The following is a 25716-nucleotide window of genomic DNA, read 5'->3' on the forward strand; positions in this document are numbered from 1 at the left end:
GCAAACCGCCAGCCCGCCGTCTTTGGCATCCTCGCCTATTGGAGACATCCAACACCTGAGTTCATGAGCCGGACGTTCCATTTCACGCTCCTGTCGATGCAGGCCTGACGCCTACCCGTGTCACTCGAGGCCGGCGAGCCACTGGGCCTCACCGCCATTTGCGCCACTGCCGCCACTGCCGCCATTTCCGCAAGACCGCAAGATCCGCCACCGCGGCGCCGCGGCTCAGCGGCACGGCGGTACAGTGACTCAGCGGCTTGCCGCTGCGCGTGCTGCCCGTACTCCCTGCCTGCGCGACCGTACTTGGCTCGCCGACGTCGTCGACGCCATCGCGGGATCTCAAAGGTCGCGAGGCCGGCGAGAGCGCGCAGCCGCCGCAGTCCTCCGAGAGGCAACGCCGGTTGACAGCAACACGCATTCATCAAGAATTCGGCGAAGGGGTGTTGCCACGAGCGTCCGGTCCGCAGGACGTGAGCGACACGCCGCCATCTGCTCGCTGAGCGTCGCCTTGGAACGCCCAAAGTGCCGTGCAACGGTCGAGGCCGGGCACAGGCGGTGTGCCACCGCCAGGCAGGCGACCACGCCGCGCACGCGTGGCTGCATCGATGAAGGACGGATCTTGGCCCCGCGCATGGCCGGCGCTTGCATGCGCACGGTGACCCATGCGTGCAGCAGATCCAGCGCGCCCTCGACACCCTGCCCTCCTGCCAGGGCGATGAGCATCGCCGCGTCGCGGCTGGCCGTCTTGGCCGCGCGGACCTGCTCCCCGCCGTTGCTGGTCGCGAGTTCCAGACCCCGCGTCAGTTCCCAGGTCCGCCAATCGCGCTCGGAGGGACGGCGAGAGATCCACTGTCGCAGCGCCGATCGCGCCTCGGGCACCGGACCGCCGAAATGCCGCAGCAGAGGTCGAGCGTCGAATCCGTTGGAAGTCGTCAGGCCGAGGGCGACGCGAAGTCCACCGTGCGGATGGTAGGTGGGCGTCACGCTGGCCCTGCGGACGACGGGACGCCACGCGAGCATGCGCACCTCGGCGCGCAGCGCCTCCTCCGATTCCAGCGGCTGCGCCCAGAATCTGCCAGCCAGTACGGGGCCGCGAATCGGCTGGACCAGGCGCACCCACCGGGACACGACATTCCCGAAGCCTCTGGCAACGAGCCCGACCGAATCGCCCGGGGTGAGCTGGGTGATCGCGTGGATCTCCCTTTGCAGCATCACGAAGTCGATCAGCTCCCTGCTGTGCTTCTGGTGCGCGCCGATCAACCGCTCGCGGATCTTGGCCGCCAGCGCCGGAGTCGCGAGGAAGTCGCGGCCCACTGCGGCCTGCCAGCACAACGCCCATGTCGTACGTGCATCTCCCACATCCCACGCATTGGTGGTCGCCATCTTTGTTCTCCCATGAATCGATGACGAGTCGATTGCGCGACCGCCCTACCGCGCATCCCCGAATAACGGATCGACCGTTCGGTCGCTTGTCGTCTCGGAAGTGCGAATCGGTCGTTGGAGGGACGAAACCGTATGCCGCACGTTTTCACTCGTCACTCTGCCAATCGCCGAACAACTGAGACCTCGCTCATGAACGAGCGCCGATCGCGGTGTCGTGCGAATAGCAACTTTCTCGCTTCTTGCGCAGCGTCGCCGGGGTACGTGGCCAGGCCCGACAGCGACCGAACACGCAAAGGTCGCCTGCCCGGCGCCATGGACCACCGACGCGGCGTCGGACTACCTTGGCGTCGCCCCACGCAGATGAGCTGCAGGGCGGGACCGTTTCAACCTCAACTGAAGGAGTTCGACATGAGCAAGACCTCGCAAGTCGATCCGAGTCATGACCTGGACCTGGATCTCCAACTGGTCGACCTGGGCGACGCCAAGGAGCTGACCATGGGCACGCCGAGCACGGAATACGCGGAAGACAACCCGCAGTTCCCGCGCAAGATCACCACCTGAGCGTGGCAGGCGCGCGCCGCTGGCGACGGCGTGCGCCTGGTGTTCCGGCAGCGCTCTCCACCACCACACATCCTCAACGTCGTCGGCCGCCTGGTCCCACAGTCGCTCGGCGACCAACGCGCCGAGCGCGCCGAGTGCGGCTAGTGCGGCTAGTGCGGCTAGCGCGGCTAGCGCGGCTAGTGCGGCGCACACCGCGCCACAAGTCACCAAACCAATGCCATGACCAACTGCCAGCGCGTTTCGCCCCTCCAGCTCGCCCCGCATGTACGGTGCTGCGAGTGCGAAGGCTCCGTCGTCCTGCTCGATCTGCAGCGTGGCCGTTACTGGAATCTGGGCCAGGCCGGCGCTCGCGCGCTGGCCGGCCTCGTTGCGGGATGGCCAGTACCCGCATGCGCGTGCAGTCGGGGCGAAGACCCTCTCCACAGCCTCGCAATGAGACCGTATAGCGGCGACGCCGTGCTACTCCCCGTCGCCCGCCGTACGGTGAGTCCGGGCACGGCACTTGCGGATCGCCTCCTGTCGTTGGGCCTGCTCGCCCGCTCGTCGAGCCAGGTGCCTCCCACGCACGTGCGCCTTGAAGAGCCGCGCGAATCACCGGATCCGGATTGCGTGGGGAGACCTTTGCGTCTCACCGCGCGGCGGATCGGCAACTTCCTGCAAAGCAGTGCGTTGGCAGCATGGCGGCTGCGAAGGTCGTCCTTGCAGACGATCGCCGCGCACGTCGCCGCCAAGCACGACGAGTTGTCGCACAGCGCTGTGGAAATTGCAGCGCGTGCGGAATGTGCGGCACGGGTAGCGCCGGCGGAGCGGCTGGCGCGCCTGAATGGGGGACGCGCGATTGACGGCATCGCGGCTGAAGCGAGCGACGTCGGCCGGCTGACTGACCCCGCCGTACACGAGTCGATTCGTCTGGCTGCGCTGACCTTCGAGCGCCTTCGTCCCTTGGCGTTCAGTGCAAGGGATCGCTGCCTGCACGACTCGCTATCGCTCGTCTTTTTCCTCTTTGCAGAAGGTTTGAGCGCACGCTGGGTCATCGGCGTCAAGACGAATCCGTTCGGGGCGCATTCATGGGTCCAGTCAGGGCGCATCGTGCTCAACGACCAGCACGAATACGTCCGCGCGTTTCGCCCCATTCTTGTGGTGTAAACGGGACCGCCGCCCCATGTTCAGGTACATCGCCATTGCCTGGGATCCCGCACGGCAGGAACGCGCGCGCCTTGCCGCACAACTCGACGCGCAATGGGAAAGGCGTCCGCAATGGAAGCTGGCACTACGGCTTCCCGGCCTGAGCGTGTATGCGACCGGGACCTTGCCCGGTGTCAACGAGGCACAGGAGTTCCACGATGGTCTTGGGGGCCTGCTGGGCAAGGGGTTCCGCCGCGCGAATCTCTCCTCCTCTTCCTCTTCCTCTTCCTCTTCCTCGTCCTCCCCGGCCCGCGATGCGCGCCTGACGATCCTGGACGAGGCGCGACTGGTGGACAGTGAGGGTACGTCGCTCGTGCGCGATTTCTGGGGGCGCTACGTGGCCTTCTTTCCCACGGCGCGGGGATCGGTTTGCGTGCTGCGGGATCCCACCGGCACGCTCCCTGTTTTCGCATGTCTCACCAAGGGATCACCCTCGTCTTCTCCTGGCTCGAAGACGCGCTGACGATGCTGGGTGAGCGCGCCGCACCGGTGGTGGACTGGAACGCGGTGGTCGCACAGCTCCTGCTCGGTGCAATCACCGGGCGGGAGACCATGCTCAACGGCGTGTGCGAAGTCCTCCCCGGCGAACGTTTCGATCTGCGCACTGGCGAATCCGAATTGCTTTGGGAGGCGACCCGGTTCGCGCAGGCGCCGCTGGAGATGGCGCCAGGGGATGCCGCCGCACAGATGCGCGACACCGTTCAGGCCTGCGCCCGGGCCTGGGCCAGCTGCTACGACGCGGTGCTGCTGCGCCTGTCGGGCGGACTGGACTCTTCCATCCTGCTGAGTTGCCTGCGCGAAGAAGACACCCACGCGCACGTGCTGGCCGTCAACTACCACTCCCCGGGGTCAGACAGCGACGAGCGAGACTACGCCAGGCTCATGGCGCAACGTGCGGGACGCGAGCTGGTGGAGCGCGAACGCGATCCGAAATTTCGAATCGAGCGCGTGCTGCGTGCGGCCCGCATGCCCGCGCCCGTGCCCTACATCGGGTGGATGAACGGCGCATCGGATGCCGCTCTGGCTCGCGCACATGGCCTTGCTCACCAGCATTCAAGCGCCGGCACCCGCGCCAGCACAGGAACCAACACCAGCACCAGCACCAACCTCGCGACCAGCGCGCATGCCAGCAACCACCCCACGCCAGCCATGTTCTCAGGCACAGGTGGCGATCTGGTGTTCTGCGAGTTCCCGCGCTGGTGGCCTGCTGCGGACTACCTGGACGACAACGGCCTCAGGCCTGGATTTGTAGCCGCCGTCATGGACGCCGCACGCCTGGGGCGGGTCTCGATCTGGACCGCCTTGGGTCACGCCTTGAGGAGTGGATCCGCCCGGACGCCGCGCTGCGCGAGACCGGTGGGTTTGCCAACCTGCTCTCCAATAAAACCCGTTCGCGCTCACCTTGCCTGGACCGATTCGCGCATCCCTTGCATCGGGAGCTCTCGGCGCTGCCGATCGGCAAATACATGCAGACCTTCGGACTGATGTATCCCATCGGCTACTACGACCCGTTCGAGCAAGATCTGGCACCCGAGCTGGTCAACCCACTGCTCGCGCAGCCCCTGGTCGAGCTGTGTCTGCGTTTTCCGACCTATGCGCTGACCGTCGGCGGGCGGGGGCGTTCGCTCGCGCGCCAAGCCTTCGCCGGCGAACTGCCCGTGCAGATCACCAATCGCCGCTCCAAAGGCGGCATGGAAGAGCATCTCAAGGCCGTGCTTGCAGGCAACATCGACCTTGTGCGGGGTCTGCTGCTGGAGGGAGCGCTGAGCCGGCGCGGACTGCTGGATCGCCGCACGGTCGAGGTCCTGCTCTCGGGCCGTCCGACGACCTTGTCCGGCGCGCCGGCCCAGTTGCACGGATTGGTGGCGGTTGAAGCGTGGCTCGGACGCTGGGACGCCTGAGGCTGCGCCGTCGCAAGTGCATCCGGGAAATCGCCATGCCGCCGCTTCAAGGCGCCCTCGCCGCCATGCGACTGCTCGCCACGGGCGTGACCCGCGCAGTCGCCTGGCGGCTCTGTCTGGCCGCGGCCCTGTCGGTCGCGGGCGGCGCGCTCGCCGCGCTCGCGCCTCTGGCGCTCAAGGGACTGTTCGATTCGCTGGGAAAGCTGAACACCTTGGCTCAGCTCGGTGGCATCAACGGGGTGGATGGCGCTAGTGCGGTGAGTGCCGCTAGTGCCGTAAGCGGTGTGAGTGGCGGGAATGGACTCACCGGCGCCAACGCCGCCACAGCGGCCACCGGCTGGCTGCTGACCATCGGCGCGCCGGTGGCGGCGTACGTGGCAGCTCACTCCCTCGCGCGACTGGTTTCCGAGATACGCCCCGTGGTGACGAGCGCGGCCGAACAACGTCTTCAAACCCACCTGCGGCAGCGCTTTTTCGATCGCGTGCTGTCCCTGCCGACGCAGTTCCATCTCACGCGTCGGACCGGAGCGCTCCTGCAGGAGCTGCAGCAGGCGGCGGCCGGATATCAGATCATCCTCTTTCACCTCGTCAACAGTGTGCTGCCGGTGCTCGTGGAGACCGGCGCGATCATGGCGATCCTGACCACGTTCGATCAGCCGGCGCTGACGGCGATCATCGCGTCGACCGCGCTCGCTTACCTTGCCGTCATGACGCGTCGCACCACGCCGCTTCGCGCCGCCGCGACGGCGGTCAACGAGGCCAGCGTGGACGTGCACGCACGTTTGGCGGAAGGGCTCGGCAACGTCGAACCGATCAAGATGTTCGGCGCCGAGCGCGCCAGCATGGCGCGCCTGGGCGCAGCCAGCCTCTCGTTGGAGCGCGCGTGGCGCCTATTGCATCGCCTGCGCCTGCTGCAGGGCGCGGCGACCGTCCTCGTTTTCGCCGCGTCGATGGGCGCGTTCCTGCTCCTTGCCGCAAACGCGGTGCTCGATGGCTCGCTGACGCTGGGCGGCTTCGTGCTCGCCAATGTCTACATGTTGCAGGTGATCCGTCCCCTCGAAGCACTGAGCGGCGCGGTCCGCGACATCTGCCAGGGATTGGCGTTCGTTCGACCGCTGGTGGGGATCCTCTGCACGCCGGTCGATCTCGCGCGAGCGCACCACCCGCTCGATCGCGCTGCGGCCGGTCCGGCGCATGATGCGGCTGCGCGTACCTCGCCGCCCTCACCGGCCTTGTCGCCGGCGCCGTCCACGCCGTCCACACCGTCCACGCCGCTCCCGTCCTTCACGCGGCAAGCGCCGCCACACATCGCTTTTCGCGGCGTCGGACTGACCTACGAGGATCGCGCTCCCGTGTTGCGGGGCGTGGATCTCGACATCGCCGCCGGACGCTCCCTGGCCATCGTGGGGCCCACCGGCAGCGGGAAGTCCTCCCTGGTTCGACTGTTGCTTCGGCTGCAGGAGCCGCAGGAGGGCAAGATCCTCATGGACGGTTTGGCAATCGCTGAGATGCCGATCGATCACTTGCGCGGCCTAGTGGCGGTGGTGCCCCAGGACGTGATGCTGTTTCACGCGACGATCGCCGCCAACATCGCCTTGGGCAGGGATCACGCGACTCGACGCGAGATCAACCGTGCCTCGCGACTGGCCGGGCTGGGCGAACTGCTCGACGCGCTGCCAGACGGCCTTCAGACGGTGATCGGCGAGCGGGGACTCAAGCTCTCGGGCGGTGAGCGTCAACGCGTCGCGATCGCGCGCGCGATCCTGCGCGACCCGCTGGTCTATGTCTTCGACGAGGCGACCTCGATGCTGGACACGGCCACCGAAGCGAAGATCCTTCGAGATCTGCGCAACGTGGCGGCGGGATGCACGACCATCACCGTCGCCCACCGGCTTTCCACCATCCAGCATGCCGATCACATCGCCGTGCTGGCACAGGGCCGGGTCGTCGAACAAGGCAACCACGCGGCGCTGCTGCAACATGGCGGCGCCTATGCCGCGCTCTGGCGGTCGCAGGCGCCCCAATGAAACCGCGTGTGCGGTCGTTGCCTACCCGCGAGAAGTTGCTCCCCCGTCCCTCGACTCCTTGGTCCCTGATGCCCTGAGTCGCTGAGTCCCCGAGTCGCTGAGTCCCTCTGCCCGTTGGTCACTCCCTCAAGCCTGCGTGTCTCGGGTCCTCCTCCGCCACTGATCACGGCCGGCGCGTCATCGCCGCAAACGCGTCGAGCGCGGCCATCTCGGCCAGCTCCGGAGCGTCGTACTCGCCATCGATGGGCATTCGGAGGGGCGGGCCAAGCTGCGAAGGCGGCGACAAGACGAGCACCGCGACGAACCGGCCGGAGTCCACTCGCACGACGTCGATGTCCGCCTCCCAGGCGTCCCACGCGTCCCACGCCTCTCCCGCATCCAACGCCCCTGGGTCCCCGGTCATTGCGCGACGGTCCGGGCCGGATGTCTCATGTGATCTTTCACGTCATCTTTCACAGCGCCCCCGTGCATCTGCCGCGCTGAGCTGCACGAGACCTGTGCCGGCTGCCGCGTAGCAGTTGCGCGCGGATATCCATCGTGCGAGCAGGCGCAGCCGACGCTGAGTCAGGCAATGGCTGGAGGTCATCAGCAACAGACTCTACATGTGGAGCGATTCTGTCGAGGGGCGTCGGCGATGGACGTCGGCGATGTGCTGGTGCTGGTGCCGGTGCCGGGGAGTTTTGACCGCCTTGCCGGTTTTCCTTGACCGTCGCCGCTGGTTTGGTCGGACCATCTTCGCTGGTCATGACCAGCGCTGCACTGCGCTGATGATGACTTGCCGACCGACCACTTGCCTTCGCAGGGCTCCGAGCGGAGCCCCCCGCCAAACCACCCTAAGTCGACTTCCGGTTCAGGCCGAAAGCGGGGTCCGAGGCCGCGGGAATTAAACCCGCGTGCAACGCCGCTCTGGTGGGCTCTTGAACCCGTCGGTGCGAAATCGGTGCGATTCGCTCACAGCGACCGACTGGCCTGGACCCAGTCTAGTGATCGATCAGCACCTCGAAACGGCAAAGAGAACGCGTAGGCATCGACCAAACTTTCAATCGGCGTGCCCCATGGCCCCATCCATGGCCTCAACTTCCGCTCGAGGCTGAGAGCGGAAGTCGGTCGCACCGCTTCCGGCCGTCGTTGCGCTCATAAATCGCCCAAATAAAAATGGACTCGTCAGCGAGTCCATTACAAATTCTTCAGTTGAATACCGAACTTAATCTAGCGCGGAAATAATAGCCGGCATTGCTTTTTTAGCTGTGTTGGGCTTCGGCACCGGGGGTATTGGAAGGATTTCAAGTCTAGAGAAGGATTTCAGTGTTCCGCCACCCTCATCCCATCCTTCTGCAGTGACCCTATAAGAACCCACCGGAAGATTTGGAAATGCAAATAGTTTACCACCTCTCATTTCATAGTGCAGAGGGTCCGGCCGGCGGGCGACGAATATGTCAACGTTACCAAGAAGAATATGTCCCGGCTCAACATATATTCGCAAGGGTAGCGGATTACTCCCCGGCAGGCATTCAATCGTCATCGGATTGCTCGGCTGCGCGAACAATGAAACATCGACCTTGAGTGTAGATGCCTCACCTGGCGTGTATTCGACCGGCCCCGCAATACCAGTGGACAGCGAATATATGCACGCATTCTGGGCATTTGCCGGAGCTGCGCCCAATAACGCAAACGTCATAGCGAGCAGTCCAACTGCCGCAGCACCGGTGCCAGATCGCTTGGGAGGTCGTCGGTGGAATACCCAATTACGCATTAGAGACCTCGAGGTCAAAGAGTTGGCAAGCGCCATTTACCCTTTGAGATTCCTCATAGGCCCGAGCGCGTACCGTCTTCGGCAGCGAAAAACCGAGCATCGCAGTGGAGTGAATTGCCTTGCCGGCAGCAGAGGCTGGATCCACCCACAAACGGTTACCGCAGGTCCCGCCAATTGCGTAATCGAAAGAAATGTAAACCAAGCCCGATTCAACTTTGATCGACTGCACCCAATTTCCATTACCACCGACCAAAGCTGCATGCGAGGCCGACGAAGCGAGAACGCAGGCGGTAACGATCGAGGCCTTGAGAAGAGTATTAGAAAGGTGCTTCATAGTTTCCCTGATGTAGATAAGTGAGTAAATGCCCATCCAAATTGGGCATCGGATTCTGGCACGCTTTCTCCCAAAGGGTCCTTGACGAAGCCTTGCCCGCCAGGCATCCGCGGCGTTGCTTATGCACATCATGTTTTGAGGCCGATGCGGATGGATCGCAGTCGTTGGGGTCAAGCATTGCAAGAGACGGCGTCCATGGGTCGATCACCACTGGTACTACCGCCGTGCGCCGGCAAGCTCGGGACGTTGTGTTCGAACAGCGCATCTAGGTTTGCTCGTCCTGTGCCGCACCCCTTCAGCAATGCGTAGCACGCTGCTATCCCGCCAGCGCGCTCCTTCGCGTGAAAGACATCTGCGGCGACAGAAAGCCGGGCGCCCTGACCTGCTTCCCACGGGCCTGTGCCGCGCCGCCATGGGTGGCGTCTGGCGCCTTCCAGTCCCTTGGCAGTCCGCTGGCGCAGCGAGCAGCGAGCAGCGAGCAGCAGCAGAGCAGCTAGCAGGAGCAGTAGCCCGCAGTCGCAGGAGGATCAGCGCTTGGCAGCTTCATCCAGCGGACGGTGTTGCCACGTTGGGGCGCGGTTTCCGGACCACCCGCCCTATCCGCGGATCACAGCGGCTGGACAGCGCGAAGGCTTGCATATACTGTATGTCCATACAGTCTTTTCATCCGATCGTCATGCTGCCCTCCTCGCCCGGAGGGGCTGGAGCACCACCTCCAGTCCCCCCATCATCCCTGTCCTCGCTATCTTCCCTGCCACCCCTGTCCTCCCCTGCCAGAACGCGCTCCCCGGTGCTCATGAGCCCTTGCCGCCAGCGGTCGAGGCCGCGTTGTGGCGAGGCGACCAGTTGGGCAGTCCAGTCTCGGACGTTGAGTCGACAGGCTTTCCGGCGCTGGACGCCGTGCTGCCAGGCGGCGGGTGGCCCAGCGCCGCGCTCACCGAGGTGCTGGTCAGCCAGTTTTCCATCGTCGAATTCCGCCTCCTCGCCCCGACGATCGCCGCCCTCACCGCGCGCGGAAGAACGGTGGCGCTGGTCGGCCCCGCCCTGCGGCCGCATATGCCGGGGCTGCGCCATCACGGCGTGGACGATCGTTTCGTTGTCTGGGTGGACGTCGACGCGCCGAGAGATCGGCTCTGGTCCACCGAGCAGCTGATCAAGGCCGGCAGCTGTGGCGCCGTGATCGCGTGGCTGCCGCTGGTGCGTGCCGAACAGGTGCGCCGGCTGCAGGTGCTGGCGTCGCACTGCCGCGGACCGGTGTTCCTGTGCCGACCGGAATCGGCGGGACGGGATTCGTCCGCGGCGCCGCTGCGCGTCGCGGTGCGTGTGCAGACCGACTGGCAGATCGAGGTCCAGGTGCTCAAGCGCAAGGGCTCGCCGCTGGAGGAATCGCTGACCCTGCTGTCCATGCCCGGAGGCCTGGACACCATCATGACCCCGAGGCTGCGACACCCCAGCCGCCTCGTCACCGTCGAGCCCAGCCATGCTGTGGACAGCCCTGTTGCTGCCGCCGAGCGCAAGCCAGACCCCGTCCTCGAACCTTCCCGGTCCTGACGCGCTCGCCGCAGTGGCGGTCTGGGCGTTGCAGTTCACGCCCCGCGTCGCCGTGTCCGAGGATGCCGTCTTGATGGAGGTCGGGGCCAGCACGCGCCTGTTCGGGGGCAAGCGGGCGCTGCGCGACCGCGTGGTCGCGCAGGCCAAGGAGCTTGGCGTGGCGCAGGTCGCCTGGGCCACCACCGCCCTGGGCGCGCACGCCCTGGCGCGCTGCGGCATCGAGAACGGCTTCAAGAAGCCGCTGGGCGTCATGCTCGACGCGTTGCCCATGGCGTGCCTCTCCGCCGTCCGCCCGCACGCGACCACGCTCGCCCAGGCGGGCTGCCGCACGCTGGGCGACGTGCGGGCGCTGCCCCGGGGCGGCTTGAGCCGGCGCTTCGACAAGCAACTCCTGCAAGCGCTGGACCGCGCCTACGGCCATGCGCCCGAGGTGCATGCCTGGGAAGCGCTGCCCGACACCTTCCACGCCAGGCTGGAACTGCCCTTCCGGGTGGAGCACGCGCCCGCGCTGCTGCAGGGCGCGCGGCGGCTCCTGGTGCAGATGTGCGGCTGGCTGGCCGCGCGCCACGCCGGCGTCACGGCGTTCACGCTGCGCTGGTGGCACGACGCCATGCGTGCCAAGGACGCGGGAGAAGGCGGCTCCTTGAGCGTGGGGACCGCCGATCCCAGCCGCGATGTCGAGCACCTGTGCCGGCTGCTGGCCGAGCACCTGGCCAAGGTGGCGCTGCTGGCGCCCGCGGGGGACCTGGCGCTCACCGCCGACCAGGTCCACGACCAGGCCGGCAGCACCGCGGCTCTCCTTCCGGGTCTGCCCGGCCTGCAGGATGCGGCGCGGGACGTCGAGTCGCTGCACCTCGTGCTGGAGCGCATGGCCGCACGGCTGGGGCCCGAGGCGGTGCGGCGCTGCGTCACGCGCGAGGATCACCGCCAGGAGTGGATGGGGCACTGGCAGCCCGCGGCCGTGCCGCCCCCGCGCAAGCTCCCGGGCAGCACCTCGCTGCCCCAGCCCACCTGGGTGCTGCCCGAGCCGCTGAAGCTGGCCGTGCGCAAGCACCGCCCCGTGTACCAGGGAGAGCTGCAGCTGCTGGCCGGCCCCCAGTGCGTGGAAGCCGGCTGGTGGGACCGCGACGACGCGACCGACGAAGGACGGCTCGTCGTGCGCGACTACTGGCTGGCGGAGTCCCGACACGCTGGACTGCTGTGGATCTTCCAGGCCAGGCTGGACGACGGCACCGCGTGGTTCCTCCACGGCGTGTTCGGGTGACGAGTGACGGGTGACAGGGCACCGATGATTCCGGACTACGCGGAGCTGCGCTGCGCCTCCAACTTCACCTTCCTCAAGGGCGCGAGCAAGCCCGAGGAGCTGGTCGAGCGCGCCAAGGCGCTGGGCTACCGGGCCCTGGCCCTCACCGACGAGTGCAGCATGGCCGGCATCGTGCGGGCGCATGTTGCGGCGAAGGAAGCGGGCCTGCAGCTGCTGGTGGGCAGCCAGTTCAAGGTCGCGGGCGACGACCCGTTCACGCTGGTGGTGCTGGCCACGAACCGCAACGGCTACGGCAACCTGTGCGAGTTCATCACGCACCTGCGCCGCCGCTCGCCCAAGGGCACCTACACCCTGGACCTCGGCGAGATCGACAGCAAGACCTTGTCGGACTGCGTGGTGGTGGCGATCCCCGACCGCGAGTGCACCCAGGCGCAGATGGCGGGCATCGCGCGCTGGCTGCTCAGCCACTGGGTCGGATGCTGCTGGCTGGGCTGGGAGCAGCTGCGCCGCATCGACGACGAGGTGCAGCTGTTCAAGCTGCGGGCGTGCAGCGAGCTCACCGCCGTGCCGGTGGTGGCCGTGGGCAACGTGCACATGCATGTGCGATCGCGCAAGGCCTTGCAGGACGTCCTGACCGCCACGCGGCTCGGGCTGCCGCTCACCGAGTGCGGCCTGCGGCTCAAGCAGAACGCCGAGCAGCACCTGCGCACGCGCCGGCGCATCGCCGAGCGCTGCCCGCCCGAACTCATGGAAGAGACGCTGCGCGTGGCCGCGCGCTGCGAGTTCTCGCTGGACGAGCTGAAGTACCAGTACCCCGAGGAGGTCGTGCCCGCGGGCGAGACGCCCCAGAGCTACCTGCGCCGCATCGTCTACACGGGCGCGGGACGCCGCTGGCCGCGCGGGGTGCCCGCCAAGGCCCAGGAGCAGATCGAGCACGAACTCGCGCTCATCCAGGAGATGCAGTATGAGCACTACTTCCTCACCGTCTACGACATCGTCGCCTTCGCGCGCTCGCAGGGCATCCTGTGCCAGGGACGGGGGTCGGCCGCCAACTCGGTCGTGTGCTACTGCACCTTCATCACCGAGATCGATCCGCTGCGCAGCAGCATGCTGTTCGAACGCTTCATCAGCAAGGAGCGGGGCGAGCCGCCCGACATCGACGTGGACTTCGAGCACGAGCGCCGCGAGGAGGTGATCCAGTACCTGTACCGCAAGTACGGGCGCGACCGCGCGGCGCTCACCGCCATCGCGAGCAGCTACCGCCCGCGCAGCGCGCTGCGCGACGTGGGCAAGGCGCTCGGGTTCGAGGACGCCACGCTGGACCAGCTCAGCAAGGGCATGGGCCACTGGGACCTGGACATCAGCGACGAGCTGCTGGCCGAGGTCGGTCTGGACAAGACCCGGCTGGCGGTGCGCCAGCTGCTGCTGCTCACGGGACAGTTGATGGGTTTTCCGCGCCACCTGAGCCAGCACCCGGGCGGCTTCGTGCTGACCAGCGGGCCGCTGTCGCGCATCGTGCCCATCGAGAACGCGGCGATGGCCGAGCGCACGGTCATCCAGTGGGACAAGGACGACCTGGACCTGATGGGGCTGCTCAAGGTGGACGTGCTGGCCCTGGGCATGCTCACCGCGCTGCACAAGGCGCTGGACTTCATCGGCGCGCGCAAGGGCCACGTCTTCGAGATGCAGGACATCCCGGCCGAGGACCCCGCCACCTACGACATGATCTGCAAGGCCGACACGGTGGGCGTGTTCCAGGTGGAGAGCCGCGCGCAGATGAGCATGCTCCCGCGCCACCTGCCCCGCTGCTTCTACGACCTCGTCGTGCAGGTGGCCATCGTGCGGCCCGGCCCCATCCAGGGCGGCTCGGTGCACCCCTACCTGGACCGGCGCAGCGGCAAGGTGCCCGTGGTCTACCCCAGCCCCGAGATCGAGCAGGCGCTCGGGCGCACGCTGGGCATCCCGCTCTTCCAGGAGCAGTGCATGCAGCTGGCCATCCTGTGCGCGGGCTTCACCGCGGGCGAGGCCGACGGATTGCGCCGCGCGATGGCGGCCTGGCGGCGCCGGGGGAGCCTGGACAAGTACGAGCCCCGCATCATCGGGGGCATGCTCGAGCGCGGGTACACCGACGCGTTCGCGAGGAACGTGTTCGAGCAGATGAAGGGCTTCAGCAGCTACGGCTTCCCGGAGAGCCACGCCGCGAGTTTCGCGCTGCTGGTCTACGCCTCGTGCTGGGTGAAAAGGCACCACCCCGCCGAGTTCCTCGCCGCCATGCTCAACAGCCAGCCGCTGGGTTTTTACACCCCCAGCCAGCTGGTGCAGGACGCGCGCCGCGCGGGCGTGGAGGTGCGCCCGGTCGACGTGCTGCACAGCGACTGGGACTGCACCCTGGAAGGCATGGCGCACACAGAAGACACAGAACACACGGACCACACCAACCACACCGACCAAGCCGACCACACCGACCACTCAGCCCACGCCGATCACCGTCCCGCCGTGCGCCTGGGCCTGAGGCTGGTCGACGGCTTCAAGGAAGAGTCGGCCAGGCGCCTGTGCAAGGCGAGACAGACCGTCTATTTCGAAAGCGCCCAGGAGCTTGCCCGGGAGGCCGAACTGGAGCAGCACGAGATGCGCCAGCTCGCCGCCGCCGACGCGCTGAGGTCGCTGAGCGGCCATCGCCGCCAGCAGGTCTGGGACGCCGCGGCGCTCAAGCGCGCGCCCGCGCTGCTGCGCCAGGCGCCCGTCGACGAGCCGGTGCTGGATCTGGTGCCCGCGGCCGAAGGCGAGGAGGTGCTCTGGGACTACCGCGCGCTGGGGTTGACGCTGCGCAGCCACCCGCTGAAGCTGCTGCGCCCCGTGCTCGCCACGAGAAAGCTGTGCACGGCCCAGGACCTGGCGGCGATGCCCAACGGCCGGGCCGCGCACTACTGCGGCATCGTCACGCTGCGCCAGCAACCCGGCACCGCCAAGGGCGTCGTGTTCCTGAGCCTGGAGGACGAGACGGGCAACGTGCAGGTGATCGTGTGGTCGAGTGTTCAGGAGAAGCAGCGCAAGGTGCCGCTGCGCGCGCGGCTCATGGCCGTGCACGGCACCTGGCAGCGACAGGGCGACGCCTGCAGCCTGATCGCCGGCCGCCTCGAGGACCTGACCGAACTGCTGGGCGAACTCGACACCAGCAGCCGGGACTTCCGATGACCTGCCCCGCCGTGCAGCAAGGCGAGGACGAGCGGTCGCAAGGAACAGCACGGAGCGAATCGAGCGAATCGAGCGCACCGCAGGTACCACGCACACCGCAGGCACCAACCGGCGTGGACCACCCGCTCTGCTCACGATGAGAACAACCGCCCCTTCGTCGCAGCCTGCGTCGCAGCCTGCGAGAATGCCAGTCAACCAAGGAGATCCGTGAACGAAGCCGATGGACTGCGCGTGCTGCTGGTGGACGATGTCGTGGACGCGCTCGAACCCCTGCAGATGCTGCTGGCGCTGCGGGGTTGTGAAGTGCGCTCCGCGAGTTGCGCGGACGCGGCCCTCGCCATCGAGAAAGTGTGGCGGCCCGACGTGGTGATCACGGACATCGGCCTGCCGGGCATGGACGGCCGCCAGCTCGCGTCGCAATTGCGCGCGCTCGACCCCCATGTGGTGATCATCGCGCTCAGTGGCACGCCCCCACCATCGGACTGGAATTCGGCGCAGACGGCGATGTTCGATCACTACCTGGTCAAGCCGCTGAATTTCACGCAGCTGGAAGCGATGCTCGGTTTGTCGTGAAGGGTTCGGTGAGCGTTTGCCGCAACCGGTCCCCGATGGCCAGTGTCCAGTGTCCGGCCTGCGATTCCCGCCTCCCCGTTCGCCCACAACGTCACCCTCGGCTCGGAAAGAAACAGCCCGGCGACATGGCCGGGCTCAGAGGGAGGGTCCCGCCCGTAAGCATGGAGAAGCCGCACCTTCTATGCGTGGGTGAAACCCGCGCCGGCGACGACCCGACTCCCAAAAATACGACTTCAAGAAAACGATGACGATGAACGCACTGGACATTACCGAAGACGAACGCGCCGCGCTCTACTTCATCCCTCAATCCGAGGGCGGAAAGATCATTCCTGAAGAGCTGCAGCAGCGCCTGCAGGACAAGGGCTATGCGACCGCCCCTCGCGAAGACGGCCGCCGCTGGCTGACCGAGCTCGGCGACAAGGTGCGACGCGGCAGGCTGTAGAGCAGCACCGACTCCGCGCCGACGGAACCTCACGCCGCTCAGCCGGCCTCCCGCGCGCGCTAGATGTGGTGCCCGACGTGACGCCGAACTGGACAGCGCACGCCGGGAGCGGCGAAGGCTCGCTCCTCCCGGTCATCCCGCTCATCCCGCTCATCCCGCTCATCCCGCTCATCCCGCTGATCCCGCTGCGCCCGAAGCGCCCGAGGCGCCCGAGGCGGCACATCCCGGCTTCCCATCGACCGCACGCTTGAGCGTGAGCATCTGGTCCCAGCGCTCGTACTGTTGACGCAGGCTGTCGACGGTCTCCGTCGGCACGACGACCGCGGTGCGTTTCTCTCCCTTGAGCCAGAACCGGAACCAGTCGACATTCCCCTGCAGCGAGATCATGCGTTGGCTGGGCCTCGACAGCGCATGCGCGCCGTCGGGAAAGACGATCATCTCCGCGGGCTTGTACTGGCGCCGCAGCAACGCGTAGACATCCCAGTTGTTGTGCACTTCCTGGCCGTAGGTCTCGATGCGCAGCGCCGCGCGCACGCACTCGGTGTGCAGCGAGGGATCGTTGGCGAGCCAGCGCTCGCGCGAGGGCCCGAACGGCCCGCCCTGGTTGGCCTGCTCCTTCTTCATCTGGATCGCGTCGGTGGCGGCGTAGGTGATCGTCAACGAGAAGAGCGTGTTGGCGTCCCCGTCCAGCATCGACGCCGCGCGGATCGGCGTGTCGGTGAAGGTCACGAGATTGAGCACCGACTCGCCGGTGGCGCTCCATCCCATGATCCCGACGCGGTCCCGGTCCACGAGGCCTTCCGCCACCAGCGCGTCCACCGCGCCGCGCACGCCCTGCGCAAAGGCGATGCGCTGCGCCCGTTCATCCCGCGAACCGCCGCTGGCAGGCCCCAATGGCAGCGCGAGCACGAGGATGTTCTCGGCCAGGAACGCGCGGCCAGGGAACCCGCTGGTGAACCCGTCGTACAGGTTGGATCCGTCCCGGTAGAAGCGCGTGGGCGAGAACCCGTAGGCCTGGATCACGAGCGCGTACTTCCCCTTCGGATCGAACCCGGAGGGCACCATCAGGCCGCCCTTCCACGGCCGCCCTTGATCGTCCGACCAGGCGTACTCACGCATGGTGCCCCAACGCGCCGCGGAGTACTGCGGATTCAACGCGGTGAGTCGCACGATGGCGCGGTCGCCGATCGCCTTCGCCATCGCCTTCACCTCCGCCCCCTCCGCCCTCCCCGCCACCTTCGCCACCTTCGCCCCCGCCCGCGCGTCGCGCTGCCCGGGCTTTCCCCCATCGCCGGAACCTCCGGGAGCGCGAGCAGCGTCAGGGCCCTGAGCGTCACCGTTACCGTCACCGTCACCGTCACCAATTGCCTCGCCGCGTTCCCCCGCCCCCGTTCGGACCGCCACGATGTCGGGGGGCTCGTTCAAGGCCTGCTGCACGCGGAGCTCCCATAAAGCGCTTGATAAGGCGCCCGATGAGGCGCCTGATGAGGCGCCTGATGAGGCACCCGATGACGCGCCTTGCGCCGAGCGCCCCTGCTCGCGCCCACCGGAGATAGCGCCCCCGGCTTTCCCCGCCGCGTCAGCTGTCCGGACGGCCCTGCCCGTCCCGCTGCTTCGAGCCATCGGCGTCGCCGTGGCCTGCCCCACTTCGATCTCGCGCCACCCCTGCGCCGCCACCCGCATGAAGCGTCGCGGGCGATCGCCGTCGACCACGACGAAACCCGCCGGTTCGCCCACCGTCGGCGCCACCGCATACGCGGCCTTTGCCCGGGTCTGGAGCGTCGCCACGTCGCGCCACATGCCCGTGTCCGGCCAGAACTCGATCACGTGCGAGGCGGCGTCCTGCACTGCCACCGCCGGACGTTGCGCGAGGAAGGTGCCCAGGATCACCACCGAGCGTCCACCGTCCTGCCACAGGCCAGGCGCGCGCGCCTGGGTGTCCTGCTTGGCGTCGTCGGGCGCATCCACCACCATGAATTCCTGGCGATCGGAGAGACGATAGGCCACCACGCGCCGCGTCACATAGCTCGAGGGTCGCGAGAAATAGCTCAGCGGATCCATCGTGAGCGACGCGCCGTAGGTCGCCATCACATCGGCCACGTACGGGTAGTGCCGCGACCACAGCAGCTGGCGATGCGCCTCAAAGCGCGGCACGAGCGCCCAGCGGCCATCCGGCGAAATGCTGGCCGCCGGCACGCCGAGGTTGGCCTCCGCGAACGGCTCGCCCAGCGGCATCGCGCCCCGGCGCGCGGCCGCCGCGGTGACGAAGAACTGATAGCGCCGCTGCTGGTTGCCGAAGCGGTGCTGACCGAAGTGCACGGTCCAGAACGAGTTCGTGCCGACCACGATGCTCTGCCCGCCCGGAGGCATCGGCGGGTTGGGCACCGGCGAGAGGTACACCAGGCGCCGCCGGTCGCTGGCGGCGTCGAACGCCAGCACGCCGTGCGGGGCGAAGGTGAGCTGGGTCAGCCGGTGCGTCGCCACATCGAGCCGGTAGGCCTGGTACGGCTGATCGTGGAGCCGCGCGCGCAGCAGCAACGTGCCGCTGCCCGACCAGCGCACGTCCGTCACTGCCGGTGTGGCGTCGTTCTCGTCGCGCTGCGCCAGCACGGACAGCAGCGGCACCGGCGCCGGCGGCGCGCCGCTGGCCAGCCGCTGATCGCTCACGTCCAGCAGCAGCACCTCGAAGCGGTTGGTGTCGGTGGCCACGTCCGCCCGCCGCGTGACGATGAACGCGCGCTGACCGTCGGGGGAGCGCTGGGTGCGCAAGGTCTGGTCGTCCAGCAACACCGGCTGGATGATGCGGGTGAACTCGATGACCTCGCGCACGCTGGGCCCGGTGCCTGCGACGGCGACAGCGGGCGCGCAAAAGCCGACGACCGCTGCGGCAACGACGAGTCCAACCGCCGCGACGAGTCGCCCGCCCGTTCGCGGCATCGCGGACCGCGACGACAACGCAACATCGGGGCCGAGCGACCCTGACGACGCGGACGACGCGGACGAGGCGGACGCCGCGGTAGATACGGTGGACCCGGTTGATGCGGTCGACGCTGTTGGCGTGGTGGCGCCCGCCGGGGCAGTCACTGCAGTTGCAGCGTTCGGTGCAACGATGGCGCGCCATCGACGCGGCGTGGTGAAGGGAAAAGAGTGAGACAGCATGGTCCATGCCAAGGCGAAACCCTGGCAACAAATGTTGAGGATGAAAGGCAGGCGCTTGGGCCTGATGTCACTGAGCGTGGCTGAGTGCCGATGCGTACCGCTGCGTACCGCTGCGTACCGCTGGATGGCGCTGGATGGCACCGGGTGCAGTTGCTTACCGCGGCGCCATCAGTGCGCAACCGAGGCGGTGCTGCGAGATCGAACCGCTGTATCCGAACCGCTGTATCCGCGTGGCCTGACGCGAAGACGGGACCGCGAGCCAAGCGACTGCGCAAGACGCCAACGCTGGCGACAGAGGCCCGGGAACAAGCGATCAGCGCGAGGCGATCACCGAGCGCCGGTCACGAGCGCCGAACGCCCGTCAGCGCGCTCGCGCTACCAGTTCACAGACACGTGCAGGTTGGCGTAGCGGCCGCGCCAATCCGCCTGCGTGAGGTCGTAGTACGGCGACGCCGCGACAAACTCGGGCAGCTGGTTGCCCAGGTTCACGACGGACACCCCCACCTGCGCCGACTTCACGCCCGGCAGCCGCAAGCCGGCGCGTCGCAGGTCGAGCGTCGCGGCCAGGTCATACACCCAGCGGTTGCCCAAGCTTCGCTCGCTGGGTGCCATGTCGCGGTAGGCACCCAGGTAACGTCCCGTGAGGCCCAGGCTCCAGCTGCCCTGGTCCACCCCCGCGAAGACACGCCCCTTCCACTTCGGCGACCAGAAGTCGGTGGCTCGCCGCGCCAGGCGATCCTCGACCGGCGCGTTGGGGGCGACGACGACCTCGTAGCGGGTCGTGCGCGTGGCGCTGGCCGACATCGTCCATTTGGCCCCGGCCGCCCGCCACGCGTGCGTGAGTTCCATGTCCGCGCCCGAGGTGTCCACGCCGCCGAAGTTGACCTCGGTGGCCAGCACCCGCGTGACTTCACCCGGCAGCCCGCCCACGCTCGCTCCGCGGACGACGAGCCCGGGGAACAGCGCCTCGTTGTCCAGGAACACCTGCGGCCACGGCAGCGAGATCAGCCCGTTGATCTTCACCCGCCACGCCGTCAGCGCGATCCGCGTGCCGCCGGCCCACTCCGGCTCCCACACCGCGCCCAGCGAATACGCCCGGCCCTTCTCTGGCCCCAGCGCGGCATTGCCCGTGCGCAGCACCTCCCCGCCGACGATGGGCGCGTTGCCGCGCGCGGGATCGACCAAGCCGAAGTCGTCGGTGGTGAAGGTCTCGTCGTTGATGTGCGTCTGCAGCAGCGTGGGCGGCTTGAACGAGGTCGCCGTGGAAGCGCGCAAGAGCGTCGTGCGAGTGGGACGCACTTCCAGCCCCGCCTGATACGTGCCCGCGCTGCCGAAGTCGCTGTAGTGGTCGCGCCGCGCGGCCAGCGTGAGGACCGCGGCGTCGCGGCTGGGGCCGCTGTCCATGCCACCGCCCATGCCGCTGTCCACGCCGCTGTCCGCGCTGCTGTCCGCGCGGCTGCGACGCTCCGCCCCCGTACGCCACAACGGCACCCGCGCCTCGCCATAGACAGCGCTGTTGGTCCGGCTGCCGCCGATGTTGTAGGTGCCCGGCGTGATGCTCAGATACCGATCCCGCGCGCCTTCGGCGCCCGCGATGAGATCCACCGGGCCGGTGGGCAGCGTCAGCACGGGGCCGCGCACGAAAGCGCTGAACTGGTCCTTGCGTCCATGGTTGTCGCGCAGGGAGTCCGTCCAAATCGCGCGCAATACCTCGTCACTGGCCGCGCGACCGTTGGTGAAGGGATTGAGCGCAGCTCCAGGTGATGCAGCCGCCAGCGCCGCCGTGCGGGCGGCGCTGTTCACGACGGTGTTGGCGAAGATCCGGTCGCCGTCGTCGCGCGTGGTCGACACCGAGGCTTCCGCGTCCCACCCCGCGCCCAGCTCCGCACGAGCCCCGACCAGTAGCCGCTTGAAGTCGGTGTCGCGCGAGAAGGTCTCCGCGCCGTTGACCGCGCCCAAACGGGTCGTGATGCGCACCGCTTCGCCAAAGGGGTTGTAGGGGTTGCTGGCGGGCACCAGCACGTTGCTGAGCAAGAGCCCGCTCTGCTCGGCCCGCAACCGGTCCCGGGCCAGCGTCACCTCGCCGAAGAAGGACCAACTCGCGCCGAATTGGCGTTCGCCCGCCGCGTGCAACGCGAAGTTCTCGCTGCCGTGCACGAGCGCCGTGCCGTGACCGTTGGCCGCGCTGTTGCACAGGTTGGCCTGACCCGCGGTCGCCGCGAAGCTGCCGACCGTGGGCACCACGCCCTCCCCCAGCACCGGCAGGCCAGCGAACGAGGAGTTCAGACCGGGCAGGTTCGCGCCTGACGCACTGCTCACCGTGCCCGGCGAGCAGGAGCGCGAGCGCGTGTCGGCGCCACCGAAACGCCGGTAGTCCGCGTCCCGAAAAAACCCGCGTTCGGACATGCTCAGCGGCTCGGTCTTGCTGTAGGCCCCGAGCACGAGGTAGGAGCCGGCCTGATCTCGCCCGCCCGTGGCCAGCGACACGGCGCGGTCGCCAGTGCCCGCGCCGGTGGTCGCATGCGCGTCGAGCAAGACGCCCTCGACCGACTTCTTCAGGATGATGTTGACCACGCCCGCCAGCGCATCCCCGCCGTACACGGCCGACGAGCCCACCGGCACGATCTCCACCCGCTCCACCGCCGCCATGGGGATGAGGTTCAGGTTGAAGAAGTTGCCCGAGGACGAACCCACCGCCTGCACGCGACGCCCGTTGATCAACACGAGCGTGGAGCCCAGCGGCAGCCCGCGCAGCTGCACCGAACCCTGCCCCGTGGTCGAGCCCAGGCCGCCCTCGCCCGGACTCACCGAGGCCTCGTTGAGGCTGCTGATGAAGCGCTCCAGCGACGGCTGTCCGCTGCGGTCGATGTCGGCCTTGGTGTAGACGTTCACAGGGGTGGGCCCGTCGGCGTCGATGCGCTTGAGCCGCGAACCGGTCACCTCCACGCGCGACAGCGACGTGACCGCTTCGGCCCCGCCAGGGGTCTGGTCATCGGATGCACTGTCACCCGCGCCTTTGCTTCCGCCATTCGCCGGATCGGCGGCGATCTGTGTCCCGCGCGAGGCTCCGATGGATGCGCCCGGCTCCCCCGCCGAATCGGCCGCGCTGAGGGGTCGCGAGGCCGTTTCGTCGGAGGGCGTCGCGGCGCGCACGACGATGGACCCGTCGGGCATCACGATGGCCTGCAGGCCCGAACCCTGCACCGCCTGGGCGATCGCCTCCGCGGCCGAGAGCTGACCGCTGACCGGTCGGGACCGACGATCGCCCACGGCCACCGGATCGAAGAGCACGGACACGCCGGTCTTCGCGGCGATCGCGCGCAAGGAGTCTCCGAGCGGCTGGGCCGGTTGATCGATGCGGTACCGCGCCGGCGGTGTCGGCTCCGCCGCCCACGCGGTTTCGCAGGTCATGCCGAAAGTCAGGACAAGCGCCGTCACGACGGCGCTGGCGGGCAGGTGTGGGCGCCTGCGTGACGCCTGAATCATGTGTTTTGTCATCGTCGTCTCTCTCCATTGCCAAGGTGGCAGACCAGATGACGACGTCGTTCGGCGCAATTACGCTGGGGGTTCTCCTACTGCGGGCGCAGCAGTTCGAAACGTCCGTCCACCCTTCGCATGAGCAGCCCGTGGAGCGTGGCGGCCGCATGCGCGAAGCCGTCGCTGTCCCCCGCGCGGTAGGAGCCGCTCACCCGCAGGCGAGACAAGGCCGCATCGTCCACCAGCACGATCGGCTCACGGTTGTAGCGGTTCATCTCGGTCACGGCCTCCGGCAACGAGACGTCGTCGAACACCACTTCGCTGCGCTTCCAGGCGGTCACCTGATCGATGCGCGGACGATCCAGCGTCACCACGGCGGGCGCGCCGACGGACGAAAAACCGGCGGGGAACGCGCAGGCCCCTTACCCGTCGCCGCCGCGCCCCCCTCACCAGCCTGACGCGCTCGCCCGGCACCAGCGTCAGTTCCTTGGGCGGTGCCACCGCCGCATCCTCGGAGGAGGCTTTCCCTGCCCGCACGTTGACGCGACCCTCAATCAGCGTCACGGCGAGGGTCCGCGCCGACGCGCCCGGCTCGGACAGCCGCACCGCGAAGGCGGTGCCGAGCGCGACCACTTCGCTGCCCAGCGCCTGCACGACAAACGGGCGGCTCGCGTCCTTGGCGATTTCGAAAAAGCCTCGCCACTGACGATGCGCACGGTCCTACGTTCCGGAGTCAACGACACGTCCACCTCCGTGCTGGTGTTGAGGCTCAGACGAGAGCCATCCGCGAGCACGACACTGCGCTGCTCGCCGACCCCGGTGGCGTAGTGCGGCGTGTCGCTGCCCGCGTACATCACCGCGAACACGCTCAGCGCCCCCAGGGCAAACACACCCAATGCCATCCCGCCCCAGGCCCACCGGCCCGGATCACCCACCCTACCCCGCGTGCCATCCCGATCCAGATACTGATCGTCTGCCAGACCAGGCAACTCCACTTCCGAATGAACGCGCGATGCGGCTGAATAGGCATCCGCCAAGCTCAAGCCGGGCACGGCTTCCACACCTCGGTGCATCGCTCAAACGCGAGGCGATGCATGTCCGAGCGCGACTGCCAGGCCAAACATTCGCGCTCCATCTGCACCGAGCGATCCGGCCCGTGCAGCCGCGCGATCCAGACGGCTGCCTCCGCGGCGACCTCGGGCGTCGGTGGAGTGGATACAGTGGACGGCCATCCTGAGTCGCGGCTTGTCCGCCGATCCGCATCAGCGCCGCCGGCACGCTCGCCACGCGGGGGAACGGACCCGTTCATGATCACCATCCCTCCATGTCGCGCGTGAGGTGCAGCGTCGCTTTGGCGATGTGCTTTTCAATGGCCCCCACGCTCAGCTTCTGCGCCCGCGCGATCTCGTTGTAGGTCAGGCCCTCGATGCGGTTGGCCAAGAAGATGCGCTGCGTCTTTTCTCCCAGCCCCGCCAGGCTTTGAATGAGGCGAGCCACGCGCTCGCGGGCCAGCAAGGTCGTCTCAACCGTCGGCGTCGTGTCCACGAGATCCTTCTCCTCCACATCGTCCAGCATGACCTGCTCGCAGCGACTGCGCCCGCTTCGGTAATCATCGATGGAGAGATTGAGCGCGGCGCGCATCAGGAAAGCTTCGGGCTCCAGCACCGTCTGGCGCTGCGCATAACTTGCCAGACGGATCCACGCTTCCTGAACCAGATCGTCCGCATCGTGACATGAGCGCCCCCGCCGCATGAGCGCGGCCCTGACGCGAGAGAAAACCGGTAGCCAGTTCCTGTTCATGGCGCAGCACCTCCACCGGAAGTGCGGCCGGGCACCTTCGCTGAACCAGCGAAAAACACACTCGAGGTCGATGAGAGGCCAGCGCTTCGCGCTGAGGATCATCGCAGCGAACGACCGAACGTTGGCGACGTTATTCCTTTGACGAAGGCTGCGCGATGAGGGAGAAAAAGTGCACTCCCGACGCATGAAGCGGCCGGTCTGGCGGGAAGGTAGCGACGCCCCGCACCGCATCTGGCGCGTGACGCCGCCTTCGGACACGAACGGCCAGTGGCATTCATGGCACTCGACGTCGACGGAAGGCACCCTAGTCAAACGATGGCGCGTCGACGCGCGACCATGTGGCCACTCCTCCGTCGGTTCAAGGCGCGAGACAGGCGCAGTACCTGAAGGCAGCGGGAAGCCTCTTGGAGTTTGGCGACCAGTGCGCGCTGCCGCGGCTTGGACAGTGGAAGCTTCTGAAGGAAACCCTGCATGCCGGCGTCGATGTCGTGAAGCAGCTTCTCAATCCCTGCAAGCTGGGTGCCGTCAACGGGAGGGACTGCGGGCGAATCCACGACCGCAGACTTTCTCCTGAGCCGCAGCTTGCTCAGCGAAATCTTGGCTACCGCGAACGCCAACCTAGCGCGTGGCGGCTGCGCTGTTCAGCACTTTTGCTAGAGTTGAGAAAAGCAAAGCGCAGGGGGAAGGATGGCGGACGGCTCGACCGGACACGTCGGCTTGGCGAAGACTGAGCAGCAGTTGTCGCGACCACTAGATGGTCTGATTGACCTATTCAGCGACCACAAGCAATGGCGGATGGACCGGACCTTCGGCGGTTGCCCTGAAAGACATACTCGATGTCATCACCATAGCGCCTCCTCGCCTGCCACGTTGTGTCAACATCGATGCAGCTATCACCGTGGACATCGACAGGGAGATGGGATTCGCCGTCGCCTCGCTGAACGTGAAATCGGTCTATCTCGGAGAGTTGTCCACCATCTACGTCGCCACAGTTGACGTTAAATACCCCACCGGCTCGGTGCAAACGTTCTATGTCTACCGGGATAGTGATAACAACATGAACATGTACATGCCCACGCCGGCTCGTCCAGGAAACGCCTGCGGAGGATGA

Annotated in this window: 24 protein-coding genes and 1 pseudogene; 14 read left to right on the top strand and 11 right to left on the bottom strand. The window is 67.5% G+C overall.

Translation table 11 applies throughout. The annotated features are described in order from the left end of the window. Positions 1-339: 339 nt before the first annotated feature. Complete coding sequence (locus ACQ86G_RS23630) at positions 340-1383, bottom strand: hypothetical protein (protein WP_431257590.1); 1044 nt, start codon at positions 1381-1383, stop codon at positions 340-342. Positions 1384-1791: 408 nt separating this feature from the next. Between ACQ86G_RS23630 and ACQ86G_RS23635 the strand changes: the two genes are divergently transcribed. From ACQ86G_RS23635 to ACQ86G_RS23660, 6 genes are all read left to right on the top strand, one after another. After that, positions 1792-1944 (top strand): rubrivinodin family lasso peptide, encoded by a 153-nt coding sequence (locus tag ACQ86G_RS23635; protein ID WP_431257591.1) that lies wholly within the window; start codon positions 1792-1794, stop codon positions 1942-1944. A gap of 522 nt (positions 1945-2466) precedes the next feature. Further along, the gene (locus ACQ86G_RS23640; protein ID WP_431257592.1) at positions 2467-3090 is read left to right on the top strand and encodes a lasso peptide biosynthesis B2 protein; all 624 of its coding nucleotides are present in this window, start codon (positions 2467-2469) and stop codon (positions 3088-3090) included. 16 nt (positions 3091-3106) lie between these two features. Further along, complete coding sequence (locus tag ACQ86G_RS23645) at positions 3107-3592, top strand: hypothetical protein (RefSeq protein WP_431257593.1); 486 nt, start codon at positions 3107-3109, stop codon at positions 3590-3592. Beyond that, the gene (locus tag ACQ86G_RS23650; protein ID WP_431257594.1) at positions 3541-4614 is read left to right on the top strand and encodes an asparagine synthase-related protein; all 1074 of its coding nucleotides are present in this window, start codon (positions 3541-3543) and stop codon (positions 4612-4614) included. The genes ACQ86G_RS23645 and ACQ86G_RS23650 overlap by 52 nt, the downstream gene beginning before the upstream one ends. Next, on the top strand, positions 4596-5030 hold the full coding sequence (locus ACQ86G_RS23655; RefSeq protein WP_431257595.1) for an asparagine synthase-related protein: 435 nt from the start codon (positions 4596-4598) through the stop codon (positions 5028-5030). The genes ACQ86G_RS23650 and ACQ86G_RS23655 overlap by 19 nt, the downstream gene beginning before the upstream one ends. A gap of 65 nt (positions 5031-5095) precedes the next feature. Further along, positions 5096-7057, top strand: a complete 1962-nt coding sequence (locus ACQ86G_RS23660) for an ATP-binding cassette domain-containing protein (protein WP_431257596.1) — start codon at positions 5096-5098, stop codon at positions 7055-7057. Between the two features lie 163 nt (positions 7058-7220). Here ACQ86G_RS23660 and ACQ86G_RS23665 read toward each other — a convergent pair whose 3' ends face one another. The 3 genes from ACQ86G_RS23665 to ACQ86G_RS23675 all read right to left on the bottom strand — a co-directional run bounded on the left by ACQ86G_RS23665 (position 7221) and on the right by ACQ86G_RS23675 (position 9144). Further along, on the bottom strand, positions 7221-7460 hold the full coding sequence (locus ACQ86G_RS23665) for a hypothetical protein (protein ID WP_431257597.1): 240 nt from the start codon (positions 7458-7460) through the stop codon (positions 7221-7223). A gap of 801 nt (positions 7461-8261) precedes the next feature. Beyond that, entirely contained in the window at positions 8262-8735 is a 474-nt protein-coding gene (locus ACQ86G_RS23670; protein ID WP_431257598.1) for a hypothetical protein, read from the bottom strand. Positions 8736-8802: 67 nt separating this feature from the next. Then, positions 8803-9144: a hypothetical protein gene (locus ACQ86G_RS23675; protein ID WP_431257599.1), complete on the bottom strand. Its 342-nt coding sequence runs from the start codon at positions 9142-9144 to the stop codon at positions 8803-8805. Between the two features lie 828 nt (positions 9145-9972). On the opposite strand from ACQ86G_RS23675, the gene imuA reads away from it, so the two are divergent. The 5 genes from imuA to ACQ86G_RS23700 all read left to right on the top strand — a co-directional run bounded on the left by imuA (position 9973) and on the right by ACQ86G_RS23700 (position 16169). Then, positions 9973-10695: a translesion DNA synthesis-associated protein ImuA gene (gene imuA, locus ACQ86G_RS23680; RefSeq protein WP_431261479.1), complete on the top strand. Its 723-nt coding sequence runs from the start codon at positions 9973-9975 to the stop codon at positions 10693-10695. Beyond that, positions 10625-11959 carry a Y-family DNA polymerase gene (locus tag ACQ86G_RS23685; RefSeq protein ID WP_431257600.1) on the top strand — a complete coding sequence of 445 codons (1335 nt, stop codon included), beginning with the start codon at positions 10625-10627 and terminating at the stop codon, positions 11957-11959. Before imuA ends, ACQ86G_RS23685 begins: the two co-directional genes overlap by 71 nt. Before the next feature lie 24 nt (positions 11960-11983). Beyond that, entirely contained in the window at positions 11984-15154 is a 3171-nt protein-coding gene (locus ACQ86G_RS23690; protein WP_431257601.1) for an error-prone DNA polymerase, read from the top strand. Positions 15155-15361: 207 nt separating this feature from the next. Continuing rightward, on the top strand, positions 15362-15727 hold the full coding sequence (locus ACQ86G_RS23695; RefSeq protein ID WP_431257602.1) for a response regulator: 366 nt from the start codon (positions 15362-15364) through the stop codon (positions 15725-15727). 250 nt (positions 15728-15977) lie between these two features. After that, positions 15978-16169 carry a hypothetical protein gene (locus ACQ86G_RS23700; protein WP_431257603.1) on the top strand — a complete coding sequence of 64 codons (192 nt, stop codon included), beginning with the start codon at positions 15978-15980 and terminating at the stop codon, positions 16167-16169. 168 nt (positions 16170-16337) lie between these two features. Here the strand turns inward: ACQ86G_RS23700 and ACQ86G_RS23705 are convergent, their stop codons facing one another. Continuing rightward, a complete protein-coding gene (locus ACQ86G_RS23705; protein ID WP_431257604.1) occupies positions 16338-18998 on the bottom strand; it encodes a hypothetical protein in 2661 nt (886 codons plus the stop codon). On the opposite strand from ACQ86G_RS23705, the gene ACQ86G_RS23710 reads away from it, so the two are divergent. Further along, positions 18976-19320: a hypothetical protein gene (locus ACQ86G_RS23710; protein WP_431257605.1), complete on the top strand. Its 345-nt coding sequence runs from the start codon at positions 18976-18978 to the stop codon at positions 19318-19320. The two genes, ACQ86G_RS23705 and ACQ86G_RS23710, sit on opposite strands and share 23 nt — an antisense overlap. 383 nt (positions 19321-19703) lie before the next feature. Here the strand turns inward: ACQ86G_RS23710 and ACQ86G_RS23715 are convergent, their stop codons facing one another. The 6 genes and pseudogenes from ACQ86G_RS23715 to ACQ86G_RS23740 form a co-directional block, all read right to left on the bottom strand. Next, entirely contained in the window at positions 19704-21734 is a 2031-nt protein-coding gene (locus ACQ86G_RS23715) for a TonB-dependent receptor domain-containing protein (protein WP_431261480.1), read from the bottom strand. A 177-nt stretch (positions 21735-21911) separates the two neighbouring features. Further along, positions 21912-22826: pseudogene (locus tag ACQ86G_RS23720) on the bottom strand (TonB-dependent receptor plug domain-containing protein); the annotation flags it as partial. Positions 22827-22900: 74 nt separating this feature from the next. Continuing rightward, complete coding sequence (locus tag ACQ86G_RS23725) at positions 22901-23179, bottom strand: hypothetical protein (RefSeq protein ID WP_431257606.1); 279 nt, start codon at positions 23177-23179, stop codon at positions 22901-22903. A 186-nt stretch (positions 23180-23365) separates the two neighbouring features. Then, on the bottom strand, positions 23366-23878 hold the full coding sequence (locus tag ACQ86G_RS23730) for a FecR domain-containing protein (protein ID WP_431257607.1): 513 nt from the start codon (positions 23876-23878) through the stop codon (positions 23366-23368). Then, the gene (locus ACQ86G_RS23735) at positions 23845-24123 is read right to left on the bottom strand and encodes a FecR/PupR family sigma factor regulator (protein WP_431257608.1); all 279 of its coding nucleotides are present in this window, start codon (positions 24121-24123) and stop codon (positions 23845-23847) included. Before ACQ86G_RS23735 ends, ACQ86G_RS23730 begins: the two co-directional genes overlap by 34 nt. After that, positions 24117-24605 carry an RNA polymerase sigma factor gene (locus tag ACQ86G_RS23740; protein ID WP_431257609.1) on the bottom strand — a complete coding sequence of 163 codons (489 nt, stop codon included), beginning with the start codon at positions 24603-24605 and terminating at the stop codon, positions 24117-24119. Before ACQ86G_RS23740 ends, ACQ86G_RS23735 begins: the two co-directional genes overlap by 7 nt. 338 nt (positions 24606-24943) lie before the next feature. On the opposite strand from ACQ86G_RS23740, the gene ACQ86G_RS23745 reads away from it, so the two are divergent. Beyond that, entirely contained in the window at positions 24944-25336 is a 393-nt protein-coding gene (locus tag ACQ86G_RS23745; protein WP_431257610.1) for a hypothetical protein, read from the top strand. 32 nt (positions 25337-25368) lie between these two features. Further along, entirely contained in the window at positions 25369-25716 is a 348-nt protein-coding gene (locus tag ACQ86G_RS23750; protein ID WP_431257611.1) for a hypothetical protein, read from the top strand.

Source organism: Roseateles chitinivorans, assembly GCF_050632145.1.
Taxonomy (GTDB): domain Bacteria; phylum Pseudomonadota; class Gammaproteobacteria; order Burkholderiales; family Burkholderiaceae_C; genus Roseateles; species Roseateles chitinivorans_B.

What these genes read in the sequence shown, in the direction of transcription:
- ACQ86G_RS23650 (WP_431257594.1), top strand. Translation starts at nt 3,541, where the DNA reads ATGTCTCACCAAGGGATCACCCTCGTCTTCTCCTGGCTCGAAGACGCG.
- ACQ86G_RS23645 (WP_431257593.1), top strand. Translation starts at nt 3,107, where the DNA reads ATGTTCAGGTACATCGCCATTGCCTGGGATCCCGCACGGCAGGAACGC.
- ACQ86G_RS23715 (WP_431261480.1), bottom strand. Translation starts at nt 21,734, where the DNA reads ATGTCCGAACGCGGGTTTTTTCGGGACGCGGACTACCGGCGTTTCGGT.
- ACQ86G_RS23730 (WP_431257607.1), bottom strand. Translation starts at nt 23,878, where the DNA reads ATGCACCGAGGTGTGGAAGCCGTGCCCGGCTTGAGCTTGGCGGATGCC.
- ACQ86G_RS23655 (WP_431257595.1), top strand. Translation starts at nt 4,596, where the DNA reads ATGCAGACCTTCGGACTGATGTATCCCATCGGCTACTACGACCCGTTC.
- ACQ86G_RS23700 (WP_431257603.1), top strand. Translation starts at nt 15,978, where the DNA reads ATGAACGCACTGGACATTACCGAAGACGAACGCGCCGCGCTCTACTTC.
- ACQ86G_RS23630 (WP_431257590.1), bottom strand. Translation starts at nt 1,383, where the DNA reads ATGGCGACCACCAATGCGTGGGATGTGGGAGATGCACGTACGACATGG.
- ACQ86G_RS23670 (WP_431257598.1), bottom strand. Translation starts at nt 8,735, where the DNA reads ATGACGTTTGCGTTATTGGGCGCAGCTCCGGCAAATGCCCAGAATGCG.
- ACQ86G_RS23685 (WP_431257600.1), top strand. Translation starts at nt 10,625, where the DNA reads ATGCTGTGGACAGCCCTGTTGCTGCCGCCGAGCGCAAGCCAGACCCCG.
- ACQ86G_RS23635 (WP_431257591.1), top strand. Translation starts at nt 1,792, where the DNA reads ATGAGCAAGACCTCGCAAGTCGATCCGAGTCATGACCTGGACCTGGAT.
- ACQ86G_RS23740 (WP_431257609.1), bottom strand. Translation starts at nt 24,605, where the DNA reads ATGAACAGGAACTGGCTACCGGTTTTCTCTCGCGTCAGGGCCGCGCTC.
- ACQ86G_RS23690 (WP_431257601.1), top strand. Translation starts at nt 11,984, where the DNA reads ATGATTCCGGACTACGCGGAGCTGCGCTGCGCCTCCAACTTCACCTTC.
- ACQ86G_RS23665 (WP_431257597.1), bottom strand. Translation starts at nt 7,460, where the DNA reads ATGACCGGGGACCCAGGGGCGTTGGATGCGGGAGAGGCGTGGGACGCG.
- ACQ86G_RS23735 (WP_431257608.1), bottom strand. Translation starts at nt 24,123, where the DNA reads ATGGTGATCATGAACGGGTCCGTTCCCCCGCGTGGCGAGCGTGCCGGC.
- ACQ86G_RS23660 (WP_431257596.1), top strand. Translation starts at nt 5,096, where the DNA reads ATGCGACTGCTCGCCACGGGCGTGACCCGCGCAGTCGCCTGGCGGCTC.
- ACQ86G_RS23675 (WP_431257599.1), bottom strand. Translation starts at nt 9,144, where the DNA reads ATGAAGCACCTTTCTAATACTCTTCTCAAGGCCTCGATCGTTACCGCC.